The following is a 21,684-nucleotide window of genomic DNA, read 5'->3' as shown; positions in this document are numbered from 1 at the left end:
AAACATCGGGAGGCCGTCTGAAAACATGTATTTCTTTATGATCCTTTAAAAGGATTTTTGCTTCCTAAGCCCTATTGAAATTTACAGCCCAATTTATGTTCTATTTTTATTAAAGCATAGGGCATGCTCGAGATTCTAACACAATGTTCAGTAATTACAATTCTATACTTTTTCGTAAAGGTATTTTTCAATTTCAATGTTTCATAACGCTTACAGTTTTTTTCCTTGCAGAAATGGAATTCATGTATTTTATATTTTATCATATCATCTAATAGGTTATATTGTGAAAGTAGGTAACTTACAAAAATATAACTAGTTACAATCCCCATAGGAATAAAAAAAATATATTTTGATGTGTATTTATTTTCATTATTTTTTCTATTTTCCCATGCATTTATAATTATAAAAATAGTGTATGAAAAATAATAAAGGGGTAGTAGTGCTATAAATATACTTACGAATGCCTCTTCATCTAAAGCCATTAAAGATAATAGAATAACGTTAGATGTAATATAATTTAGTGTGAAAATATTTAGTTTCATAGTATCCCCTTATTGGTGGCAGGAGCATTTTGAGTTGATAAAAGAATCAAGGCTATCATACCAAACAGCAATATTTGCCATATTTATGCCTCGTAGGATGCGGTGTTTTCAGACGGCCTCAAAAAGTGCGCGCTCAGGCGGGTCGGGCGGAGTCGCAGGGCAGATCGGGCAGGCTGCCGACGGTGAGGTTGAGGTTGTGGAAGGCGGCCAGCGAGCTCCTGTGGCCGATGCTGATGATGATGCTGTCGGGCAGGCGGTTGCGGATTAAGGTGTAGAGCATGGCTTCGGTCGGTTCGTCCAGCGCGGAGGTGGCTTCGTCGAGCAGGATGAGCTGCGGGGCGGCCAGCAGGATGCGGGCGAAGGCGATGCGCTGGAGTTCGCCGGGGGAGAGGCGTTGCTGCCAGTTGTCGGCGGTGTCGAGCAGCGGTTCGAGGTGTCCGAGGCGGCATTCGCGCAGGGCGGCGGCGACGTTTTGCGGGTCGGCGGCGATGTCGGGGTAGCAGACGGATTGCAGCAGCGTGCCTTGCGGCATATAGGGTTTTTGCGGGACGAACAGGGTGCGGCTGCGCGGCGGGCGGCTGATTTTCCCGCTGCTGCCGAAAGGCCACAGTCCGGCCAGTGTGCGCAGCAGGGAGGTTTTGCCGCAGCCGCTGGGGCCTTGGATCAGCAGTGAGTCGCCGCATTCGGCGCGGAAGCTGATGCCGGAGAGCAGGGTGTCGCCGTTGTTGCGCTTCAAGCCGACGTTTTCCAGTATCAGGCCGTCTGAAATTTCTTCTTCCTGCGGCCGTTCGGCGGTTTGCGGTGCGTCGAGGTAGTCCATAAAGCCGCTCAAGCGGTCGAGCCGGGCGCGGTAGACGGTGAAGTCTTTGTAGAAATTGCGGAAGAAGGACATCGATTTTTGCAGGCGGGCGAAGGATTGGACGGTTTGTTGGACGTCGCCGATTTTGATTTGTCCGGCAAACAGGCGCGGGGCCTGCAGCATCAGCGGCAGAAGCTGCATGATTTGGCTGAAGACGTCGTTAAACCCGCTGAGGCCGATGCTTTGCCGCGCGATGCGCCAGCGGTTGCGGACGATGGCGCGGAAGCGTTCTTTGAGCTGTTTTTCTTCCTGCCATTCGCCGTTGTAGAAGGCGATGCTTTCGGAATGGTCGCGGATGCGGACGAGGGAGTAGCGGTAGTCGCCGTTGAGGTGTTCGTTTTCATAATTGGAACGGATCAGCGGTTTGCCTATCCACATGGCCAGCGCGGTGGCGGCGAGGATGGCGATGTAGACGAGGAAGACGATGCCGTGCGGGATTTCAAAGCCGAACACCGGCAGGATGCCCGCCAGCCCCCACAGGACGATGGTGAATTCGATGGTGGAGACGATTGAATTGAGCATGCCGCGCAGGAAGGTGATGGTGGAAACGATGAAGTCCTGCGCGTCCATCTGGATACGCTGGTCGATGTTGTCGGGCGCGTCGCGCCGCATTTGGAGGCGGTAGTAGTTTTTCCGTGCCAGCCAGTTTTCGGTCAGCACGCGGTTGAGCTGCTCCGACCATTTGATGGCCAGGGCTTGGTCGAGGAAGTCGTTGATAATCAGGTTTACCGAACGGATCATCATTAAGGCGGCGTTAATCAATACCGCCTTCCAAAATACGTCGGCCAGCCTGTCCTGCATCGCGCTGTACGCGCTGCTGTTCAAAAACGTATTGAGCACATACAGTCGGATTTCGGTCAGCAGCAGGACAATCATCAGCAGCGATACCGCCAGCGTCTGCAGCGCGCCGCGCCTGCCCATGCACGGCTTCAATACCTGCCAAAACTCGCGGCCGAAACGGCTGCGGCCGATAAGGAACACCGCGCATACGGCTATCGAAACGACACCGAGCAGGGTTTGCAGCAGCCACAACGGTGTGGCACTCAATTCGGCCTGCCATTTCTGGATGGCGGCGACCGGTTGGATCAGGCCGCCGATGGCGGGCATTAGTTCGGCAAGACGGGCGGATTCTATGTTCATGGGGAAAAGGGAGGCCGTCTGAAAAGTCATCTGTCGATGCCAAACCTTTTTCAGACGGCCTGATGTGTGCTGAAAGGGGCGCAATGATAAATTATCTTATTTGGTGGCGACAAGTGTTCCATTAAAATTTTTTAGGATAAAAAAGAATTGCTTAGATGGCTTGAGAAACAAAATTACAACATATCCGGTTAATTTTTGTAAGTAATCGGATATTTTGTTTTAAGGTTTTCCGGGTTTGTCGGATAATGCACACCCTTATCATTTTCTTTTATTTTCCTTTGCAAACCTTGAGTTATAGGGTAACAATATGAATCAGAGATTAGCCATCCTCCCCTTGATGATTGCCGCCGCATTTGCCTGTGCCGATGATAATGTTTCCGAACAGTCGGGCCGGTTGCAGGACGTGGAAGTCCGCGCCGACGCCAAACGCGTCAAAGCCGCCCGTTCTTACTCCATCACCAGCGACGGCGACTTGCGCGACCGCGTGAACTTGGGCGTATTGGGCAAAGCCAACGCCTTTACCGCGCCGATTACCGTCGTCAATTACGACGAACAAGCCCTCAACAACACTGAAGCGCGCACTTTGGTGGATGCCGTAGCGAAAAAAGATGCTTCCGTTTGGCAGTTCGGCGGCGAAAGCAACACGCTGACCGGCCTGTATTTCCGCGGTTATCAGCTTGATGCACGCCAATTCAGCGTCAACGGTTTGGCAGGCATGTACGGCACGCAAGGCACAGCCAGCGTGCAAGTCGGCTCCGCACAACTGATTAAAGGCGCGTCCACCGCCGTAAACGGCATGGACCCCGAAGGCGCGGTATCCGGTTCCGTCAATATCGAAACCAAAAAAGCCGCCGATGAAGGCAACCGCAAAATCGGTTTGGGCTGGTTCAGCAACAACCGTGCCCAAGGCACATTCGATTTAGGCCAACGCTTCGGTGAAAACAAAGAATTCGGCGTACGCGCCAACGGCAAACTGCGCCACGGCGACACCCCGCGCCACGGTTACAGTGAAGACAACAAAGAATTTGCCTTGAATGCCGATTATCGCGGCGAAAAATTGCGCGTGGCGTTCGACTCCATCTACGCAAAACGTAAAACCAACGGCGGCCGCGCGCGTATGCAGGATATTCAAAATGCCAACGGCCGCTTGTTTGACGCACCTGAAGGCAAAGTGAATTTGGCGCCGAGCTGGCAGGCTCAAAATACGCGCGGTCAAACGAATATGCTGACCTTCGAATGGGATGCGTTTGAAAATGCCCAAATTACAGGCGGTATCGGCTACAACAATGCACGTTATTACGGTAATTTTGCCTCTCCTACCGTCACAAGCAGCGGTTTGACCTACAATTCAGGTCGCGCGCGTTTGACCGACCAGCGTTTCAAAACGCTCAGTATGAATCTGACTGCGCGCGGCGAATTTGAAACCGGTCCGGTGAGCCACAACTGGAGTGCCGCATTTGACCGTATCGACCGCAAACGTACTACTTATCAAGGCGCACGCCAGACTCAAAACCGCGTTATTAATCCGAGCCTTGATATTCCGACTCAATTAGCGAAATTGGATTCCAACTTAGGCAGCGCTTGGAGCCCAACCCCTTCATTGGATACCGTGATTAAAGTAAACAGTTTGGCAGTATCTGACACGCTTGGTTTTGCCGACAATAAATACCGACTCACTTTGGGCGGGCGTTTCCAAGCCGTCGATCAGAAAAACAAATTAAACGGCCGCAAAGCGGATGCGAACCGTTTCAGCCCGATGTTGATGGCGGCATGGGTTCCGAAGCCTGATTTGGTGGTTTACGGAAACTATATGGAAGATTTGGAGCCGTCCGACATCCGTACCGATGACGACGGTCATGTAACGATGGCTGATCCGCGCGTCAGCCGTCAGTTTGAAGTCGGCGTGCGCAAAAACTGGGGCGACTTTGTCACGACGCTGAACGCGTTTCAAATCAAACGCCCGGGTTACTGGCTCGGCAAAACGACTTCAGGTACTGACTTCGCAACGCGCAAAAATACAGGCTTGGCTTATAGCGGTTCCGAGCAAGGCATGGAGCGCAGCCGCGGTATAGAGTTCAATACCTATGCCAACTTGTTGAACAAAACCTTGCGTCCGACTTTCGGTCTGATGTATCTGCAATCAACCGTAAAAGATTATCCGAATTTCGCCGACAATTTGGTTAACGGCGTACAAGTCGCCAACCCGCGCGTGATTGCCAAAGCGGGCGTGGAATGGGATACCCCGTTTGCCAAAGGCCTGACGCTGAACGGCGGCGTGCAGTATTTCGGCAAGTCTTATCAAGACACGCAAAAACAATACGCCTTCCCGTCCTATACCTTGGTTGACGTAGGCGCGCGCTACAAAACCAAACTGGGTAAAAATACCCTGACCGTCAGCAGCGCGGTGGAAAACCTGTTCAACAAAAACTATTGGCAGGTACAGCGCGGCCAATACGACCGCAGCTTCGCCGTCGTCGGTATGCCGCGCACTTACTGGTTGAAAGCGGAATTGGATTTCTAAACCGCCGGTAATTTGTTTGTATTGAGGCCGTCTGAAAATAAAGTTTCAGACGGCCTCTTTGTTCATTGCCGCTTATTGCCTAATGAAGGACTTCCATGCCGTCATTTCCGCTGCTAGAGGATCGGCCTGCGGCAGCCTTCAGGTGTTCCCGAAAATCCGCGACACGGATTTCCCGCCTGCGCGGGAATGACGTTCAACGGCAGATTCGGTATCAAAAATTCAGTGAATAGGCGATATATAGTGGATTAAATTTAAATCAGGACAAGGCGGCAAGCCGCAGACAGTACAAATAGTACGGCAAGGTGAGCCAACGCTGTACTGATTTAAATTTAATTCACTATACATCTCCCGTCCGTACAACAACCGGCAGGATTTCTCAACCGCCGGCAGTTTGTATTGAGGCCGTCTGAAAACATGCTTTCAGACGGCCTTTTTGTCGTTTTACCTGTTGTCGGACGGATTAGGGTTTGCGCGCCAGCATGGTGACGAATTTGAGCCTGATGGGGTTGCCCGCTTCGTCGGTGGCGTGCATGTTGCCCGGCTCTTCGCGGTACTCGGCCAGTTCCCAGCCTTGGTAGTAGTCGCGCAGTTCGTTTTCCTTGAAGGTGAAGGAGAAGGGCATGGGGCAGGGGTAGTCGTCGGTATTCATGGCGGAGACGATCAGGTTGTAGCCGCCGCGCGCGGTGTTCTGCTGCATGTTGGCGATGATGTCGGGTACGCGGCCGGCTTGGAGGAACATGAAGACGACGGTGGCGACGATGAAGTCGTAGGGTTCGTCGAGGGCGGCGGCGTTGATGTCGTAGCCCGCGATTTGCAGCGGCAGGTTTTCTTGCGCGGCAAGGTCGGAGAGGGCGTAGAGCGGGTTGGGGTTTTGATCGACGGCGGTTACGTCGTAGCCTTTGAGGGCGAGGTAGAGCGCGTTGCGCCCTTGCCCGCAGCCGAGGTCCAGCGTTTTACCTGGCGGGACGGTGGCGGTTGCGGCTTTGACGGCGGAGTGGGTGGCTGTCATGCCGTATTTTTTGCGGAAATAATCGGCTTTGTCGCAGTGGAATTCGAGTTGCACGCGCAAGTCTTCGCCGAGGGGTTCGATTTTGTGCCACTGCTGCGGCTCGATGGTGTGGACGCCGCTATCGGGCGAAAGTTCTTGTTCGGACAGGATGTTGTCGTGTTCGTCCAAACCGTAAAATTTCAGACGGCCTTCCAAGACGTGCAGTTTGCCCCAAGTGCCTTCCTGCGTGTTGTGGCGGGAAAGGAAGGCGGCGGGGATGGTGTCGGCCGTCCAGACGGGCATTTGTTTGTAGCAGGTTAAGTCGTTGTTCATGATGGGCCTTTCGTTTGCGGTGGTTGAAGGGGCGGCAGGGCGTTTCAGACGGCCTGTTTATTTTTTCCAGTAGTCGGGTGTGAAGAGGATAAAGACGGTGAAGATTTCCAGCCGGCCGAGCAGCATGACGGCGGCGCACATCCATTTTTGCAGGCCGCTTAATGCGGCGTAGTTGTCGGCGGGGCCGACCGCGCCCAGTCCGGGGCCGGCGTTGGTGATGCAGGCGATGGTAGCGGAGAGGGCGGTGATGAAGTCCATGCCGCTGGCCAGCAGCCCCAGCGTGAAGATGACGACGGTCATGAAGTAGACGAAGATAAACGCCATCACGGCCATGGCGGTGCGGTCGGAGATGGAGCGGCGGTTGAGTTTTACCGTCCGCACGGCGTTGGGGTGCAGCAGCAGGGAGACTTCGCGCAGGCTGAATTTGGCCAGCACCAGCGCGCGGGCCATTTTGATGCCGCCGCCCATCGAGCCGGTATTGGCCAATACGTTGGATAAAAAGAACATCCACAGGGTAACCAGCAGCGGCCAGGTGGCGAAATCGGCGTTGGCAAAACCGTTAGCCAGGCCGATGGAAACGAAGTTGAAGCCGACGTAGCGCAGGGCTTCCAAAGGGGTGTAGTAGCCCTGTTGCCACATGTATACGCTGGCGGCGGCGATGCTGGCGGCAAGGATGGTGAGCATGGCGCGGGCTTCTTCGTCGCGCCAGTAGGGTTTGGGCGATTTTTCCCGCGCCATGGCGAAGTGGCTGGCGAAATTGACCGCGCCCAACATGGTGGCGGCGATCAGCACGGCTTCGATGGCGGGTGAGTCGAAGAAGGCGATGCTGGCATCGTGGGTGGAGAAGCCGCCGAGGGAAAAGGCGGACATGGCGTGGCATACCGCGTCAAACCAACCCATGCCTGCCCATTTCAAACCCATGCAGGTGAGCAGGGTGAAGTTCAGGTATACCAGCCAGAGGCGTTTGGCTGTTTGTGAAATGCGCGGTGCCATTTTACTGTCTTTGTCGATGCCGGGGATTTCGGCTTTGAACAGTTGCGTGCCGCCCACGCCCAACATGGGCAGGATGGCGACGGCCAGGACGATGATGCCCATGCCGCCCAGCCAGTTCATCATGTGCCGCCAGAAATTGAGCGACGGGGCGAGCGTGTCGAGGCTGGATATGACGGTGGCGCCGGTGGTGGTCAGGCCGCTGACTGCTTCAAAGAAAGCATCGGTGTAGCCGATGTTGGGGAAATAGAGGTAAAAGGGCAGGGCGGAGATGGCGGCAAAGCCTAGCCAGAGGAGGAATACCAGTGTGAAGCCGTCGCGCGGGCGCAGTTCGCGGTCGTGTTTGCGGGTGGCCGCCCAGACGGCGGTCGAACCGGCCAGCGTGGCCAGTGCGGTTCCGGCGAAGGCGTTGAAGGCGGAATCGTGGTAGAGGTAGGACACCAGCGTGGGGACGAGCAGCAGGACGGCGTAGAGCGCGGCGAGCTTGGACAATACGTGGACGATCGGAGCGATTTTATACATGGCTGTGTTTTCGTTTTTGCGGGCGCGGGGCTGTTTTTCAGACGGCCTCAACCGAAAAAGCCCACTTTTACCTGAATCAGTTTTTCCAGTTCGCGTACCACGCGGCGGCGGGACACGAAGAAAATCAGATGGTCGCCGTCTTGCAGTTTTTCGTCGCCCTTATGTCCCATCGTTACTTCTTCGCCGCGCACCAGTGCGGCAAAATGGCAGCCCGACGGCCATTTGACTTCGGACACGCGGCGGCCGACCAGGGCGGAGGTTTCGGGCGTGCCGTGGACGATGACTTCCACCGCCTCGGCATGGCCGCGCCGCAACGGGTGAACCGCCGCGACATCGCCTAAGCGGATGTGGGTGAGGATGTTGCCGATGGTCATCATGTGCGGGGAAACCACGATGTCTATCTGGTTGCCCTCCAGCAAATCCACATAGCGCGAACGGTTGATGATGGTGATGACCCGTTTCGCACCCAAATCTTTGGCCAAGAGGCTGGCCATGATGTTATTTTCGTCGTCGTTGGTTAAGGCGAGAAATACGTCGATTTCGTCGATGTATTCGTGCGACAGCAGGTTTTCGTCGGTGGCGGAACCTTGCAATACCAGGCTGGAATCGAGATTTTCCGCCAGCCATTCGGCGCGGTTGGGGTTGTGCTCGATGATTTTGATGTCGTAGAGGTTTTCCACCTGCTTGGCCAGGCGGTAGCCGATATTGCCGCCGCCGGCAATCATCACGCGGCGGGTGCGCTGTTCCAGCGGCCGCAGTTCGCGCATCACGGTTTTGACGTGGCGGCTGTCGGCGAGGAAGAATACTTCGTCGCCTTCGATAATCACCGTTTCCGCCGTCGGTACAATCAGGCGGTTGTTGCGGTAAATCGCGCAGATTTGGCAGTCCACGCCGTCGGGCAGGTGTTTGCCCACCAAAGAAATCGGCTGATTGACCAAAAGCCCGCCGTTGTGCGCCTGCACCACGGCCATCCGCGCCTTGTCGTCGGCAAAACGCAACACCTGCAATGCGCTGGTGTAGCTCAACAGCGAAGCCATGCGCTCGGTAACCAGCTGTTCGGGGTGGATGGAATCGGTAACGGCAAAGGCCTCCAATACGAGGCGTTCTTCCTCGTTGCCGAATTCCAGATAATCACTCAGGCGCACGCGGGCGATGCGGTTCGGAATGTTGAACAGGTCGGCGGCAATCCGGCAGGCGGCCAGGTTGGTTTCGTCGTGCCGCGTCAGGGCCAGCAGCATGTCGCAGTCGTCCGCGCCCGCCGATTGCAGGATGCTGGGCGATGCGCCGTTGCCGACGATGGTTTGCACATCTAGCCGCGTGCCGATGTTGCGCAGCGCGTTTTCGTCGGTATCGATGATGGTTACGTCGTTGTTGGGCATGGCCGCCAGATTCTGCGCCACGGTGGAACCGACCTGGCCGCTGCCGAGAATGATGATTTTCACGTTGTCCGCTCTGCCGGAAAAAGGCGGCATTATAAACCGAAACGGCAGACAGGGCTGCAACGGCGGGCTGCCGTTTTTCAGACGGCCTTCGGGATATTGTGGAATATTGTGTAAAAAAGAAAAAGCCAAGTTTGAAAACTTGGCTTTTTGAATTTGGCTCCCCGACCTGGGCTCGAACCAGGGACCTGCGGATTAACAGTCCGTCGCTCTACCGACTGAGCTATCGGGGAAGAAAGGCGGCATTATATCTCTAATTCCAATTTTGTCAATTCATTGCGGCGGAAAATGTATCAGGCCCGCTTTAAGTTCATCAATTTTCAGTAGATTTGGCCGGGCATATGCGGGCAAAATAGCGCGGCAGCGGGCGGTTTCCGCCGCTTTGGTGGAAAAAGGCATCCAAAATGCGGCGGTATTGCCCGAGTTCTTCGGCCGAAGCGGGGCGGTATCCGGCGGAAACGGCAAAATGGCGCGCCAGTATTTCCGCCTGCTGTTCCATATTCAGTTCGGCAAAACTGCCGATGCGGCCGAGGGCGGGGCAGTGGTAGGCGCGGCGGTCGAGGTAGCCGCCCCGCATCCACAAAAGCAGTCCGCCCAGCCAGGTTTGGAAACCGTGCTGCCATTGCCAGACGTGGGTCAGTTCGTGTATCAGCCAGATTTGGTAGGGCGTGCCGGCTTGGGAAAAATCGTCCAGATAATGCGGCGCAGGGTAGTATATTGACCCGTTGGGGGAAACGGCGGCCGTCAGCCATTTCGGTGCGCGGCAGATGCGGACGGCGGCGTAGTCGAGGTGGTTGCCGAATACGCTTCGGGCAAGGCGGGTTTCTCCGTCGGTCAGGCGGCGGGATTCGGGCATGGCGCGTTCCTTGTTTGCGGGCGGGCAGGGCGGTTTGGCCAGCGGCTGTGTGCAGGCCGTTGCCAAGAAGGGTTCTTTTTCCGACAATAGCGTCTGTTTTGCGGCAGGCCGTCTGAAAAACGGTTTCCGATTGTTTGCGAATGTTTTCAGACGGCCTGACATTGTACCTTTTATTAAATCAAAATGACCGACAGCAAATCTCTTTCGTTGGCCGTAGTCGGCCACACCAATACAGGTAAAACTTCGCTGCTGCGCACATTGCTGCGCGACGGCGGTTTCGGCGAGGTGGCCGATGCGTCCGCCACCACGCGCCATGTCGAACGGGCGGCAGTGTACGACGACGGCGGCACGTTGCTTTATTTGTACGATACGCCCGGGCTGGAAGACGCGGGCGGCGTGTTGGACTGGTTGGAAGCGAACACTTCGCCGCGCGAAGACGGCGTAGACCGCCTGCAGGCCTTCCTCGCCTCGCCAGCGGCCGCGGGGGAATTCGGGCAGGAGGCGAAAGTGTTGCGCCAGCTGCTGCAAAGCGACTCCGCCCTTTACGTTATCGATGCGCGCGAGCCGGTGTTGAACAAATATAAAGACGAGCTGACCGTATTGTCGTGGTGCGCCAAACCGCTGATGCCGGTGTTTAATTTCACCTCCGGCGGCGGCCTTTCGGCTTGGACGGATATGTTGGCGCGGCGCGGTTTGCACGTTTGCAGCAGCTTCGACACGGTGGCTTTCGATTTCGACGGCGAAATCCGCCTGTGGCAAAACCTGGCCACCATGCTGCCCGACGACGGCATGCTCCGCCGCCTCATTAGCTGGCGGCAGGACGAATGGCGGCGTTTGGACGGTGCGGCGCGTGAGGCTGTCGCCTCCTTCCTGCTGGATGCGGCCGCCTGCCGTCGGGAGTGTGCCGAAGGCAGCGATACCGCGCCCGTGCTGGAGGAAATGCAGGCGGCGGTCAGACAGGCCGAACGCCGGCTGCAATCGCATTTGCTTGAGCTTTACCGTTTTTATTACAGCGAGATAGACAACGACGGCGGTTGGGCGTTGAGCGCGTTCAGCCAAGATCCGTTCGACGGCGATTTGCTGAAAGAATACGGCATCCGCACCGGAACGGGCGCGGCGGCGGGCGCGCTGATCGGCATGGGGATAGATTTGGCCACGCTCGGCGGTTCGCTCGGGCTGGGCGCCGCCCTAGGCGGCCTGATAGGCGGCGTGTTGCCGAATATGGGCGATTTGTCCGACAAAATCAGCGGCAGGCAAACACTGCATATCGATTCCGCCACGCTGACCCTGCTGGCCGCCCGCGCCCTCGACCTGCTGCACGCGCTGCAAACGCGCGGCCATGCGGCGCAAAGCCCGGTGGTGTTGCAAAGCGGCAAAACGCCGTGGCCGGCCGACAAACTGCCGGCAGAATTGAACCGCGCCCGCCGCCATCCCGATTGGTCGCTGCTCAACGGCGGTTCGGAAATGTCGGCCGAACGCCGCGAGTGCGCACGCACGTTGGCCGAACGCCTCAAAAACGCAAAAACGGCTTGAGGCCGTCTGAAAAGCCGCTTTATCCGTTTTCAGACGGCCTCAGGCCGTTTTCCGTATGTTCAGGCCGTCTGAAAACGGTATAATTCGCCGTTTTCCCCTTTGAGATTTTCTTTTTTAAAGCAGAACCATGATACAAGAACACTATCATCCGTCGCTCATCGAGCCTGAGGCGCAGAAAAAATGGGTCGACGCCCGTATTTTCAACGTCTCCGAAGACGCTTCCAAACCCAAATACTACTGTCTCTCCATGTTCCCCTACCCCAGCGGCAAGCTGCACATGGGGCATGTGCGCAACTACACCATCGGCGACGTATTGAGCCGCTTCAAACTCTTAAACGGCTTCAACGTCATGCAGCCTATGGGTTGGGACGCGTTCGGCATGCCGGCGGAAAACGCGGCGATGAAAAACAACGTCGCCCCCGCCGCTTGGACCTACGACAACATCGAATACATGAAAACCCAGCTCAAAAGCCTGGGTTTTGCGATTGACTGGGAGCGCGAAGTCGCCACCTGCAAACCCGAATACTACCGCTGGGAGCAATGGCTGTTTACCAAGCTGTTTGAAAAAGGCATCGTCTATCGCAAAAACGGTACGGTGAACTGGGACCCTGTCGACCAAACCGTCCTTGCCAACGAGCAAGTCATCGACGGGCGCGGCTGGCGTTCGGGCGCGTTGATCGAAAAACGCGAAATCCCGATGTATTACTTCAAAATCACGGATTACGCCGAAGAACTGCTCAACGATTTGGACAAGCTGGAACACTGGCCGGAACAAGTCAAAACCATGCAGCGCAACTGGATCGGCAAATCTCGCGGTATGACCGTGCGCTTCGCCGTTTCAGACGACAGCAAACAAGGCTTGGAAGGCGATTACGCGAAATTCCTGCAAGTTTATACCACCCGCCCCGACACGCTGATGGGCGCGACTTATGTTGCCGTTGCCGCCGAGCATCCGCTGGCAACCGCCGCAGCCGCCGACAAACCCGAATTGCAGGCATTTATCGCCGAATGCAAAGCGGGTTCCGTTGCCGAAGCCGACATGGCGACGATGGAGAAAAAAGGCGTGCCGACCGGCCGCTACGTCGTCAACCCGCTCAACGGCGACAAGCTGGAAGTGTGGATTGCCAACTATGTATTGTGGGGCTACGGCGACGGCGCAGTGATGGCGGTTCCGGCGCACGACGAACGCGATTTCGAGTTCGCCACCAAATACAGCCTGCCGAAAAAACAAGTCATTGCCGTCGGCGATAGCGCATTCGATGCGAACCAATGGCAAGAATGGTACGGCGACAAAGAAAACGGCGTATTGGTCAACAGCGGCGACTTGGACGGCATGAGTTTTCAGACGGCCTTCGACGCCATCGCCGCCAAGCTGCAAAGCCAAGACGCAGGCGAACCGAAAACCCAATACCGCCTGCGCGACTGGGGTATTTCGCGCCAACGCTACTGGGGCTGCCCGATTCCCATCGTCCATTGCGAAAAATGCGGCGACGTCCCCGTCCCCGCCGACCAACTGCCCGTCGTCTTGCCTGAAAACGTCGTGCCCGACGGCATGGGTTCGCCTTTGGCAAAAATGCCCGAGTTTTATGAAACCACCTGCCCATCATGCGGCGGCGCGGCAAAACGCGAAACCGACACCATGGACACCTTCATGGAGTCAAGCTGGTATTTCTTCCGCTATATGTCGCCCAAGTTCGCAGAAGGCATGGTATCGACTGAAGCCGCGAAATACTGGGGCGCGGTCGACCAATACATCGGCGGTATCGAACACGCGATTTTGCACCTCTTATACGCGCGTTTCTTCACCAAACTGATGCGCGACGAAGGTTTGGTCAATGTTGACGAACCGTTTGAACGCCTGCTCACGCAAGGCATGGTCGTCTGCGAAACCTACTACCGCGAAAACGCCAACGGCAGCAAAGACTGGATCAACCCCGCCGATGTCGAATTGACTTTCGACGACAAAGGCCGCCCCGTTTCCGCCGTCCTCAAAGCCGACGGTTTGCCTGTCGTCATCAGCGGCACGGAAAAAATGTCCAAGTCCAAAAACAACGGCGTCGATCCGCAAGAACTGATTAACGCCTACGGCGCGGACACCGCCCGCCTGTTTATGATGTTCGCCGCACCGCCCGAACAGTCCCTCGAATGGAGCGACAGCGGCGTCGAAGGCGCACACCGCTTCCTGCGCCGTCTGTGGCGTACCGTTTACGAATACCTGAAACAGGGCGGCGCGGTCAAAGCGTTTGCAGGTAACCAAGACGGTTTATCTAAAGAACTCAAAGACCTGCGCCACAAACTGCATTCCACCATCGCCAAAGTCAGCGACGACTACGGCCGCCGCCAGCAGTTCAACACCGCCATCGCCGCCGTGATGGAACTGCTCAACCAATACGACAAAACCGACACCGGCGGCGAACAAGGCCGCGCCGTCGCCCAAGAAGTATTGGAAACCGCCGTACGCCTGTTGTGGCCGATTGTGCCGCACATCTGCGAAACCCTGTGGAGCGAATTGAACAGCGCGAAACTGTGGGAAGCAGGCTGGCCGACAGTCGACAAAGCCGCTTTGGTCAAATCCGAAATCGAAGTCATGGTTCAAGTCAACGGCAAACTGCGCGGCAAAATCACCGTCGCCGCCGACGCCTCCAAAACCGACCTCGAAGCCGCCGCACTCACCACCGAAGGCGCGGTGAAATTCATGGAAGGCAAGCCTGCGAAAAAAATCATCGTCGTGCCGGGCAGACTGGTGAACATCGTGGTGTAAAGCCCGTCGGCGCAATAAAGGCCGTCTGAAAACTTAATTCGGGTTTTTCAGACGGCCTCAATCAATCAAAACGAAGGAAACGGAAAATGGACTACACCGTCCACCCCACCGCCATTATCGACGAAGGCGCGCAAATCGGCGCGGGCAGCCGCGTTTGGCATTTCGTCCACATTTGCGGCGGCGCGAAAATCGGCAAAAACTGCTCGTTCGGCCAAAACGTGTTCGTCGGCAACAATGTAACCATCGGCGACGACTGCAAAATCCAAAACAACGTTTCCGTGTATGACAACGTTCACTTGGAAAACGGCGTATTTTGCGGCCCCAGCATGGTGTTCACCAATGTCTACAACCCCCGTTCGCTGATCGAACGCAAAAGCGAATACCGCGACACTTTGGTCAAAACCGGCGCGACGCTGGGCGCAAACTGCACCATCGTCTGCGGCACCACCATAGGCAGGTTCGCCTTTATCGGCGCAGGCGCGGTGGTCAATAAAGACGTGCCCGACTACGCCCTGATGGTCGGCGTGCCCGCCCGCCAAATCGGCTGGATGAGCGAATACGGCGAACAGCTCGAACAACTGCCGCTCACAGGCAGCGGCAAAGCCGTCTGCCCGCACAGCGGCGAAACGTATATCCTTTCAGACGGCCTCCTCAGCAAAGCCTGAGGCCGTCTGAAAAATGCCCTACCCACCATGAGAAATACCATGCAATTTATCGACCTCGCCGCCCAGCAGGCGCGCATCAAACCCCAAATCGACGCAAACATACAAAAAGTCCTCTCGCACGGCCAATATATTTTGGGGCCCGAAGTGGCCGAACTGGAAGACAAACTGGCGGCCTACTGCGGCGCGAAACACTGCATCAGCGTCGCCAACGGAACCGACGCGCTGCAAATCGCCCTGATGGCCCTAGGCGTAGGCGCGGGCGACGAAGTGATTACCCCCGGGTTTACCTACATCGCCACCGCCGAAACCGTCGCCCTGCTCGGCGCAAAACCGGTTTACGTCGATATCGTCGAACAAACCTACAACCTCGACCCCGCCAAGCTCGAAGCCGCGATTACCCCGCGCACCAAAGCCATCGTGCCCGTATCGCTCTACGGCCAGTGTGCCGATTTCGATGTGATTAACGCCATCGCCGCCCGCCACAACCTGCCCGTCATCGAAGACGCGGCGCAGAGTTTCGGCGCATCGTACAAAGGCCGAAAATCAGGCAGCCTGACCACTGTTTCCTGCACCAGCTTCTTCCCCAGCAAACCTTTGGGCTGCTACGGCGACGGCGGCGCGGTTTTTACCGACGACGACAATCTGGCCACCGTCATCCGCCAAATCGCGCGCCACGGCCAGGACCGCCGCTACCACCATATCCGCGTCGGCGTAAACAGCCGTTTGGACACGCTGCAAGCCGCCATCCTGCTGCCCAAACTGGCGATTTTGGAAGAAGAAATCGGCCTGCGCGGGCAGGTTGCCGCCGTTTACGCGCGGGAACTGGATAAAGCCGGTATCGCCGCACCGTTTGTCGAAAGCCACAATATCAGCGCGTATGCCCAATACACCGTGCGCGTGAAAAACCGCGATGCCGTTCAGACGGCCTTGAAAGCGGCAGGCATCCCGACCGCCGTCCATTATCCGATTCCGCTCAACAAGCAGCCCGCCGTCGCATCCGATGCCGTGCTGCCCGTGGGCGATTTGGTGGCTGAAGAAGTCATCAGCCTGCCGATGCACCCGTATATGACGGAGGAACAGGTGCGGCAGGTAGTCGGCGCGCTGGCACAGGCATTGTCCCGATAATCTTCCATACGCGGTTTCAGGCCGTCTGAAAACGGATATCGCTTTTTCAGACGGCCTCTGACGGCAGAAACCGTATCCTGACCCGTTCAAACCGAATAAAGCCGAAATAAGGGAAGCTGCCATGAAACCGAGTACCGCCGCAATCCTTGCCGCTTTGCTGCTCGCTGCCTGCTACAACAACGAGGCAGACGGGGAAAGGCTGAAGGCGCAGTGGCAAAAGCAGCTGGCCGCGTTGCCCGTCGGGGCGGACAGTGCGCAAATCAAGGCGTGGGCGTGGGAGAACAGGATTTTCTTAACCGCCGACCGGCAGGGTTATACCGCCGCGCGCGAATTTTTGGGCGGCGGCGATGCCGCATGTCAGAGATGGCTGGTGACTTTAACGGTCAAAACCGATGCCGAAGGCCGCGTGCTCGACAGCCAAGTCGAAAGTGCCTGCGACTGAACCGTTCAGGCCGTCTGAAAGCCCGACCGACGTTTTCAGACGGCCTCTAAACAAGGATAAAACATGAAATACAAAGACCTACGCGACTTCATCGCCATGCTCGAGCAGCAGGGCAAACTCAAGCGCGTCGCGCATCCCGTTTCCCCGCATTTGGAAATGACCGAAATCGCCGACCGCGTGCTGCGTGCCGAAGGGCCGGCGTTGTTGTTTGAAAACCCGATTAAGCCCGACAGTACGCGCTACGATTATCCTGTGTTGGCGAATCTGTTTGGTACACCTGAACGCGTGGCGATGGGCATGGGCGCGGACAGCGTGTCCAAGTTGCGCGAAATCGGGCAGACGCTGGCGTATTTGAAAGAACCCGAACCGCCCAAAGGCATCAAAGACGCGTTTTCCAAACTGCCGCTGCTGAAAGACATTTGGAGCATGGCACCGAACGTGGTGAAAAACGCGCCGTGTCAGGAAATCGTGTGGGAAGGTGAAGACGTTGATTTGTATAAACTTCCGATTCAGCATTGCTGGCCGGAAGACGTTGCGCCGCTGGTAACATGGGGCTTGACCGTAACGCGCGGTCCGCACAAAAAACGCCAAAACTTAGGCATTTACCGCCAACAACTAATCGGCAAAAACAAGCTGATCATGCGCTGGCTGTCGCATCGCGGCGGCGCGTTGGATTATCAGGAATTCCGCAAACTCAATCCCGATACGCCGTATCCCGTCGCCGTTGTGCTCGGCTGCGACCCCGCCACCATTTTGGGCGCGGTAACGCCCGTTCCCGATACCTTGAGCGAATACCAATTTGCCGGACTGCTGCGCGGTTCGCGGACGGAGCTGGTGAAATGTATCGGCAACGATTTGCAAGTGCCCGCACGCGCAGAAATCGTGCTGGAAGGCGTGATTCATCCGAACGAAACCGCGTTGGAAGGCCCATACGGCGACCACACGGGCTATTACAACGAGCAGGACCATTTCCCCGTGTTCACGGTCGAACGCATCACCATGCGCGAAAACCCGATTTACCATTCGACCTACACAGGTAAACCGCCCGATGAACCCGCCGTTTTGGGCGTGGCATTGAACGAAGTGTTCGTACCGCTCTTGCAAAAGCAGTTCCCCGAAATCACCGATTTCTACCTGCCGCCCGAAGGCTGCTCCTACCGCATGGCGGTGGTGAGCATGAAAAAACAGTACGCCGGACACGCCAAGCGCGTGATGATGGGCTGCTGGTCGTTCCTGCGCCAGTTTATGTACACCAAATTCATCATCGTGGTCGATGACGATGTGAACGTGCGCGACTGGAAAGAAGTTATCTGGGCAGTAACCACGCGCATGGACCCCGTACGCGATACCGTTTTGGTGGAAAACACGCCCATCGACTATCTCGACTTCGCCAGCCCCGTCAGCGGACTCGGCGGCAAAATGGGCTTGGATGCAACCAACAAATGGCCGGGCGAAACCGACCGCGAATGGGGACGGGTGATCCAAAAAGACCCTGCGGTTACGGCTAAAATTGATGAGATTTGGGGGGAATTGGGGTTGTAAATTCAAGTGCAGGCTGCTTTTATTGCGTAGATAACCGAGAGAAGCAGCCTGTACAGCATTTGACTGATTTAAAAGATGCTATATTAAATAAAGGGGCTGACGTAGATTAGCCCCTTGTTTAAAGCGAAGTCAGAAAAGTCAGAAATCCCAATATCACGCCGACTGCGTTGGGTATAATCAGAATCCAGTCTTTCCGGGGTTCTTTGCTCCAACCGTACAAAACCCAAATCAGACAGGATACTGCTGCAAACAGGGGTTGCCACGGCTGCGCCTTTGCCCCTTGTATATTGGCGATAATTTGGGGGATATAGGCGACAAATACGAAAATACCCATTGCCGCCCCTATACTGCCGACAACGGTATTGAATTTTGCCTTGCTTATCATGGTGGTAAGTCTCCTTTTAATATGAAAATCGAGGCGGTAGATAATATAGGCAGGCTGACTCAGCCGAGGGAACAGCCGCAGCCGCAATGATGTTCGTGGCCTTGGCCATGTTCGTCCGAATCTTCGGCAAGCAGGGCTTCGTAGTCGCCGCTTTCAATCAGGCTGACCAGTTCTGCCGGACTTTCCGCACCTTCTACCTAGTCGCAGAATCGACAGCTCTATTCTACCGCAAAATCCGTATGGTTATCAGCCATCATTTGGCCTTGGCTGCCGATGAGGTTTTTGAGGGCTCTGTTTGTTTCTTAATATATCTTAATTCTTAATGAAGAAAAGGGATGGATGCCTTATTCTGCCTGCTATTGGTTTGGACTTTGTTATCCAGCAGGCACTTATTACGTTTTTTTGTCCCGAGATTATAAACGTATCCAACCATAGCACCCGTCCAAACTCTGATTTGAAAGGAATGCCGTGAAATCATCCGCCCATATCGCCGCTGCCGTGCTGCTGTGCGCCGCTTCCCCGTTTGCCGCCGCGTTGTCGCAACCGATGGGGCAGACGGTGGAAATCGTCAATCAATGCCCGCACGACATCGCCATCCGTGCCAAAGGGCTGTTCAATCCGTGGCGCAAAGTCTTCAATCGCCGCACGCTGGAAGCAGGCGGGCGCATACAGGAAACGCAATTTTTCTGCTTGCTGTTTTCCTGTAAAATCAAGCCGCTGCCCCAATGGACATTCAGCGGCGGCGGGCAGGACGAGCTGCCATACGAAGCCGTTCTCCTCCGCAACAGGCCGTCGCCCGGCCACACGCAAGTGGTTGTCTGCCCAGAGTAAAAGCAGCCTGCACATTTGAAAGGCCGTCTGAAAACCTGATTTCAGCCTATTATCAGTCTGCTGTCTTCCGGTGTTTTCAGAAACACCGGCGGTATGTGGCAATGAAATCCGGCAGGATTCGGCAAGACGGCAGGGGCGGTTTTGCGGATTTTTGTTTGGAGGATGGCAGAGGCCGTCTGAAAGTCAAGCAGGCTTTCAGACGGCCTCTTTTTTACAGATTGCGCGGAACAAAGGCGAACAGTAGCCTGCCGTTATCTCAGGCGGACGGCGAACAGGCCGCGCAGGGCGTTAGACAGGCGGATTTCGTCGGCCTGCATGAGTCGGGCGCGGCTGATTCGGCTTTCAAAAACGCGACTTGTGCCGAGATATTGCTGCGGCTGCTGCAGGATTTGCCGCCGCATGATGCCGTCCAGAATGTCCAGCTCCAGCGGCGGGGTGTGCCATTCGCTGCCGAAACGGACAAAAACGCTGCTGCGCCCGCCTTCGAGCAGTTCGCCCGCGCGGTTGAAAAACAGGCTGTCGAACGCGCCTTGCGCTTCGGCCTGCCGCCAGCCTTGGTCTAAGGTTTCGCGGTGCGTGGTTTTGAAGCGGCGCAGGAAGTCGCGTTCGGGCAGGGCGGTGTCGGAGAGGATGACGCTTTGGTTCGGCGGCAGGTCGGACAGCGGAGCGTGGCTCAGTTGCAGGCCGTCTGAAAACAGGGCGGCTTTGACGCGGTATGCGCCTTGGCCGGGCAGTTCGGCCAGATGGCGGCGGATTTGCTGTCCGGCATCATCGGGCAGGCTGAGGTTTAGGGCGGCCGCGGCGGTTTTCAGACGGCCTAAATGGTCGTCCAACAGCGGGATGCGGCCGGCTTCGGCGCGCATGGTTTCAAACAGGCCGAATTCGGGGGAGAGTTCGGTCAGGAAGCGGGCTTTCCAGCCGCATTCGCGATATTCGCTTTCGGGGTCGCTGTCGGCCACGATGCCGGAGCCGACGCCGTAAACGGCGCGGTAGGGCGGCAGGCCGCTTTCGGGCGGCGAGGGGCTTAGTTGCAGGGTGCGGATGACGACGTTGAGCGTGCCGCCGAAGCCGAGTCCTCCCGCGCAGGGTTCGAGGTGGCCGATGCTGCCGGTGTAGAGGCCGCGCGGTTCGGTTTCGAGTGTGCCGATGATTTCCATGCTTTTGCGCTTGGGTGCGCCGGTAATGCTGCCGCAGGGGAAGGCGGCGCGGAAGATGTCGGCGGCGGACGTGCCTGCCTTTGCCTGCGCTTCGATGCGGCTGGTCATCTGCCATACGCCGCCGAAGGGGCTGACTTTGAACGGTTCGGGGACGCGCACGCCGCCGGTTTGGGCGATTTTGCCCAAGTCGTTACGCAATAAATCGACAATCATCACGTTTTCGGCACGGTTTTTCGGGTCGGATTGCAGGGCGGCGGCGCGTTCGGCATCGCGGCCGTCGTTTAAAATCGGTGCGGTGCCTTTCATGGGTTCGGTGGCAATCAGGCCGTCTGAACGGATGTTTAAGAAGAGTTCGGGTGAGAAGCAGAGCGTCCATGTTTGGTCGTTCTTTTCATCGAGCAGGCAGGCGAGCGCGGCGTAGGGGACGGGTTGGCGCAGGCGGCGGTAGAGGCGGACGGGGTCGCCGTAGGCACTCAGGTGCAGGCGGACGGTGTGGTTGATTTGGTAGCAGTCGCCGCGTGCGATGGCGGCCTGGATTTCGGCAATGTCGTTTAAATACTCAGTATGGCCGCGCGATATTTCCGGCCGTGAGATGCCGGCAGGCGAACCGTCTTCCTGTGCAGCAAGCCATTCGGCGGCATCGACGTTTTGCTTGTCGGCAAACCAGTGCAAGGTGAGGGTGCCGCTTTCGGTTGCCGGCAGGTTTTGCAGCGGCAGCCCGAAGCCGTAATCGGCGGTGAGGAAGAGGTGCAGGCCGCGCCGCCAGCCTTGCGCCAGCAGGCCGTCCAAATGGTTGAGGCCGTCTGAAAGGATGCGGTCGCTGTATTGCAGGTTTTGGAAGAGGACGGCGCGGCCGGAAACGACATCGTCGAGCAGGGCGAAATAGGGCATGGGCTTGCTGGGAAAAAAGGCGGATTATAGCTTATAAGCCGTCTGAAAAACGGAAAGGCGGGGCGTGTCGGCGGTTGATTGAGGGTTTGCTCCGGTTTGGGGCGGAAAGCGTTGCATCAGGCGGCCTAAATATGCTTAGGTATTTGTTTGTTTTTGTCAAAG

15 protein-coding genes, 1 tRNA gene and 1 pseudogene are annotated in these 21,684 nt (G+C 56.6%); 9 read left to right on the top strand and 8 right to left on the bottom strand.

Translation table 11 applies throughout. The features are described from left to right. Nucleotides 1-675: 675 nt before the first annotated feature. The gene (locus ACTHSL_RS01230; RefSeq protein ID WP_440380074.1) at nucleotides 676-2,469 is read right to left on the bottom strand and encodes an ABC transporter ATP-binding protein/permease; all 1,794 of its coding nucleotides are present in this window, start codon (nucleotides 2,467-2,469) and stop codon (nucleotides 676-678) included. A gap of 379 nt (nucleotides 2,470-2,848) precedes the next feature. Here ACTHSL_RS01230 and ACTHSL_RS01225 point away from each other — a divergent pair, with 379 nt between their 5' ends. Further along, nucleotides 2,849-5,062 (top strand): TonB-dependent receptor, encoded by a 2,214-nt coding sequence (locus ACTHSL_RS01225; protein WP_440380031.1) that lies wholly within the window; start codon nucleotides 2,849-2,851, stop codon nucleotides 5,060-5,062. Between the two features lie 460 nt (nucleotides 5,063-5,522). On the opposite strand, the gene tehB is transcribed toward ACTHSL_RS01225, so the two are convergent. The 5 genes from tehB to ACTHSL_RS01200 all read right to left on the bottom strand — a co-directional run bounded on the left by tehB (nucleotide 5,523) and on the right by ACTHSL_RS01200 (nucleotide 10,190). Then, nucleotides 5,523-6,383 (bottom strand): SAM-dependent methyltransferase TehB, encoded by an 861-nt coding sequence (tehB, locus tag ACTHSL_RS01220; protein ID WP_440380030.1) that lies wholly within the window; start codon nucleotides 6,381-6,383, stop codon nucleotides 5,523-5,525. Nucleotides 6,384-6,440: 57 nt separating this feature from the next. Continuing rightward, nucleotides 6,441-7,895, bottom strand: coding sequence for a TrkH family potassium uptake protein (locus ACTHSL_RS01215; protein ID WP_440380029.1), 1,455 nt, complete (start codon nucleotides 7,893-7,895; stop codon nucleotides 6,441-6,443). A 47-nt stretch (nucleotides 7,896-7,942) separates the two neighbouring features. Then, a complete protein-coding gene (gene trkA / locus ACTHSL_RS01210) occupies nucleotides 7,943-9,337 on the bottom strand; it encodes a Trk system potassium transporter TrkA (RefSeq protein ID WP_049249577.1) in 1,395 nt (464 codons plus the stop codon). A 154-nt stretch (nucleotides 9,338-9,491) separates the two neighbouring features. Then, nucleotides 9,492-9,567 (bottom strand) — tRNA-Asn (locus tag ACTHSL_RS01205). 80 nt (nucleotides 9,568-9,647) lie between these two features. Further along, complete coding sequence (locus ACTHSL_RS01200) at nucleotides 9,648-10,190, bottom strand: type IV secretion protein Rhs (RefSeq protein ID WP_440380028.1); 543 nt, start codon at nucleotides 10,188-10,190, stop codon at nucleotides 9,648-9,650. A gap of 183 nt (nucleotides 10,191-10,373) precedes the next feature. Between ACTHSL_RS01200 and ACTHSL_RS01195 the strand changes: the two genes are divergently transcribed. From ACTHSL_RS01195 to ubiD, 6 genes are all read left to right on the top strand, one after another. Continuing rightward, a complete protein-coding gene (locus ACTHSL_RS01195) occupies nucleotides 10,374-11,723 on the top strand; it encodes a GTPase/DUF3482 domain-containing protein (RefSeq protein ID WP_440380027.1) in 1,350 nt (449 codons plus the stop codon). 130 nt (nucleotides 11,724-11,853) lie between these two features. After that, a complete protein-coding gene (gene leuS / locus ACTHSL_RS01190; protein WP_440380073.1) occupies nucleotides 11,854-14,484 on the top strand; it encodes a leucine--tRNA ligase in 2,631 nt (876 codons plus the stop codon). 86 nt (nucleotides 14,485-14,570) lie between these two features. After that, the gene (locus ACTHSL_RS01185; RefSeq protein ID WP_440380026.1) at nucleotides 14,571-15,149 is read left to right on the top strand and encodes an acyltransferase; all 579 of its coding nucleotides are present in this window, start codon (nucleotides 14,571-14,573) and stop codon (nucleotides 15,147-15,149) included. 39 nt (nucleotides 15,150-15,188) lie between these two features. Next, nucleotides 15,189-16,274, top strand: a complete 1,086-nt coding sequence (locus ACTHSL_RS01180; protein WP_440380025.1) for a DegT/DnrJ/EryC1/StrS family aminotransferase — start codon at nucleotides 15,189-15,191, stop codon at nucleotides 16,272-16,274. Nucleotides 16,275-16,395: 121 nt separating this feature from the next. Next, nucleotides 16,396-16,716, top strand: a complete 321-nt coding sequence (locus ACTHSL_RS01175; RefSeq protein WP_074894372.1) for a hypothetical protein — start codon at nucleotides 16,396-16,398, stop codon at nucleotides 16,714-16,716. A 63-nt stretch (nucleotides 16,717-16,779) separates the two neighbouring features. Beyond that, nucleotides 16,780-18,258 carry a 4-hydroxy-3-polyprenylbenzoate decarboxylase gene (gene ubiD / locus ACTHSL_RS01170; protein ID WP_440380024.1) on the top strand — a complete coding sequence of 493 codons (1,479 nt, stop codon included), beginning with the start codon at nucleotides 16,780-16,782 and terminating at the stop codon, nucleotides 18,256-18,258. 118 nt (nucleotides 18,259-18,376) lie between these two features. Here ubiD and ACTHSL_RS01165 read toward each other — a convergent pair whose 3' ends face one another. Continuing rightward, nucleotides 18,377-18,643, bottom strand: a complete 267-nt coding sequence (locus ACTHSL_RS01165; protein WP_040665672.1) for a SemiSWEET family transporter — start codon at nucleotides 18,641-18,643, stop codon at nucleotides 18,377-18,379. Between the two features lie 209 nt (nucleotides 18,644-18,852). On the opposite strand from ACTHSL_RS01165, the pseudogene ACTHSL_RS01160 reads away from it, so the two are divergent. Together ACTHSL_RS01160 and ACTHSL_RS01155 are read left to right on the top strand one after the other, a co-directional pair. Continuing rightward, nucleotides 18,853-18,939, top strand: a pseudogene (locus tag ACTHSL_RS01160) (IS1595 family transposase); the annotation flags it as partial. Nucleotides 18,940-19,111: 172 nt separating this feature from the next. Next, on the top strand, nucleotides 19,112-19,474 hold the full coding sequence (locus ACTHSL_RS01155) for a hypothetical protein (protein ID WP_040665674.1): 363 nt from the start codon (nucleotides 19,112-19,114) through the stop codon (nucleotides 19,472-19,474). 251 nt (nucleotides 19,475-19,725) lie between these two features. Here the strand turns inward: ACTHSL_RS01155 and ACTHSL_RS01150 are convergent, their stop codons facing one another. Next, a complete protein-coding gene (locus tag ACTHSL_RS01150) occupies nucleotides 19,726-21,522 on the bottom strand; it encodes a bifunctional chorismate-binding protein/class IV aminotransferase (protein ID WP_440380023.1) in 1,797 nt (598 codons plus the stop codon). Nucleotides 21,523-21,684: the final 162 nt, after the last annotated feature.

Origin of the sequence: Neisseria sp. P0008.S010 (assembly GCF_051962715.1) — a bacterium.
In the GTDB taxonomy this organism is placed as follows: domain Bacteria; phylum Pseudomonadota; class Gammaproteobacteria; order Burkholderiales; family Neisseriaceae; genus Neisseria; species Neisseria elongata.
The sequence above is the reverse complement of the archived record's forward strand: the minus strand, read 5'-3'. Positions and strand labels throughout refer to the sequence as shown.

Bases quoted from the DNA above. Each gene is read 5' to 3' on its own strand.
- ACTHSL_RS01165 (WP_040665672.1), bottom strand. From the start codon at position 18,643: ATGATAAGCAAGGCAAAATTCAATACCGTTGTCGGCAGTATAGGGGCG.
- ACTHSL_RS01185 (WP_440380026.1), top strand. From the start codon at position 14,571: ATGGACTACACCGTCCACCCCACCGCCATTATCGACGAAGGCGCGCAA.
- ubiD (WP_440380024.1), top strand. From the start codon at position 16,780: ATGAAATACAAAGACCTACGCGACTTCATCGCCATGCTCGAGCAGCAG.
- ACTHSL_RS01225 (WP_440380031.1), top strand. From the start codon at position 2,849: ATGAATCAGAGATTAGCCATCCTCCCCTTGATGATTGCCGCCGCATTT.
- ACTHSL_RS01195 (WP_440380027.1), top strand. From the start codon at position 10,374: ATGACCGACAGCAAATCTCTTTCGTTGGCCGTAGTCGGCCACACCAAT.
- ACTHSL_RS01215 (WP_440380029.1), bottom strand. From the start codon at position 7,895: ATGTATAAAATCGCTCCGATCGTCCACGTATTGTCCAAGCTCGCCGCG.
- ACTHSL_RS01150 (WP_440380023.1), bottom strand. From the start codon at position 21,522: ATGCCCTATTTCGCCCTGCTCGACGATGTCGTTTCCGGCCGCGCCGTC.
- ACTHSL_RS01180 (WP_440380025.1), top strand. From the start codon at position 15,189: ATGCAATTTATCGACCTCGCCGCCCAGCAGGCGCGCATCAAACCCCAA.
- ACTHSL_RS01175 (WP_074894372.1), top strand. From the start codon at position 16,396: ATGAAACCGAGTACCGCCGCAATCCTTGCCGCTTTGCTGCTCGCTGCC.
- tehB (WP_440380030.1), bottom strand. From the start codon at position 6,383: ATGAACAACGACTTAACCTGCTACAAACAAATGCCCGTCTGGACGGCC.
- ACTHSL_RS01200 (WP_440380028.1), bottom strand. From the start codon at position 10,190: ATGCCCGAATCCCGCCGCCTGACCGACGGAGAAACCCGCCTTGCCCGA.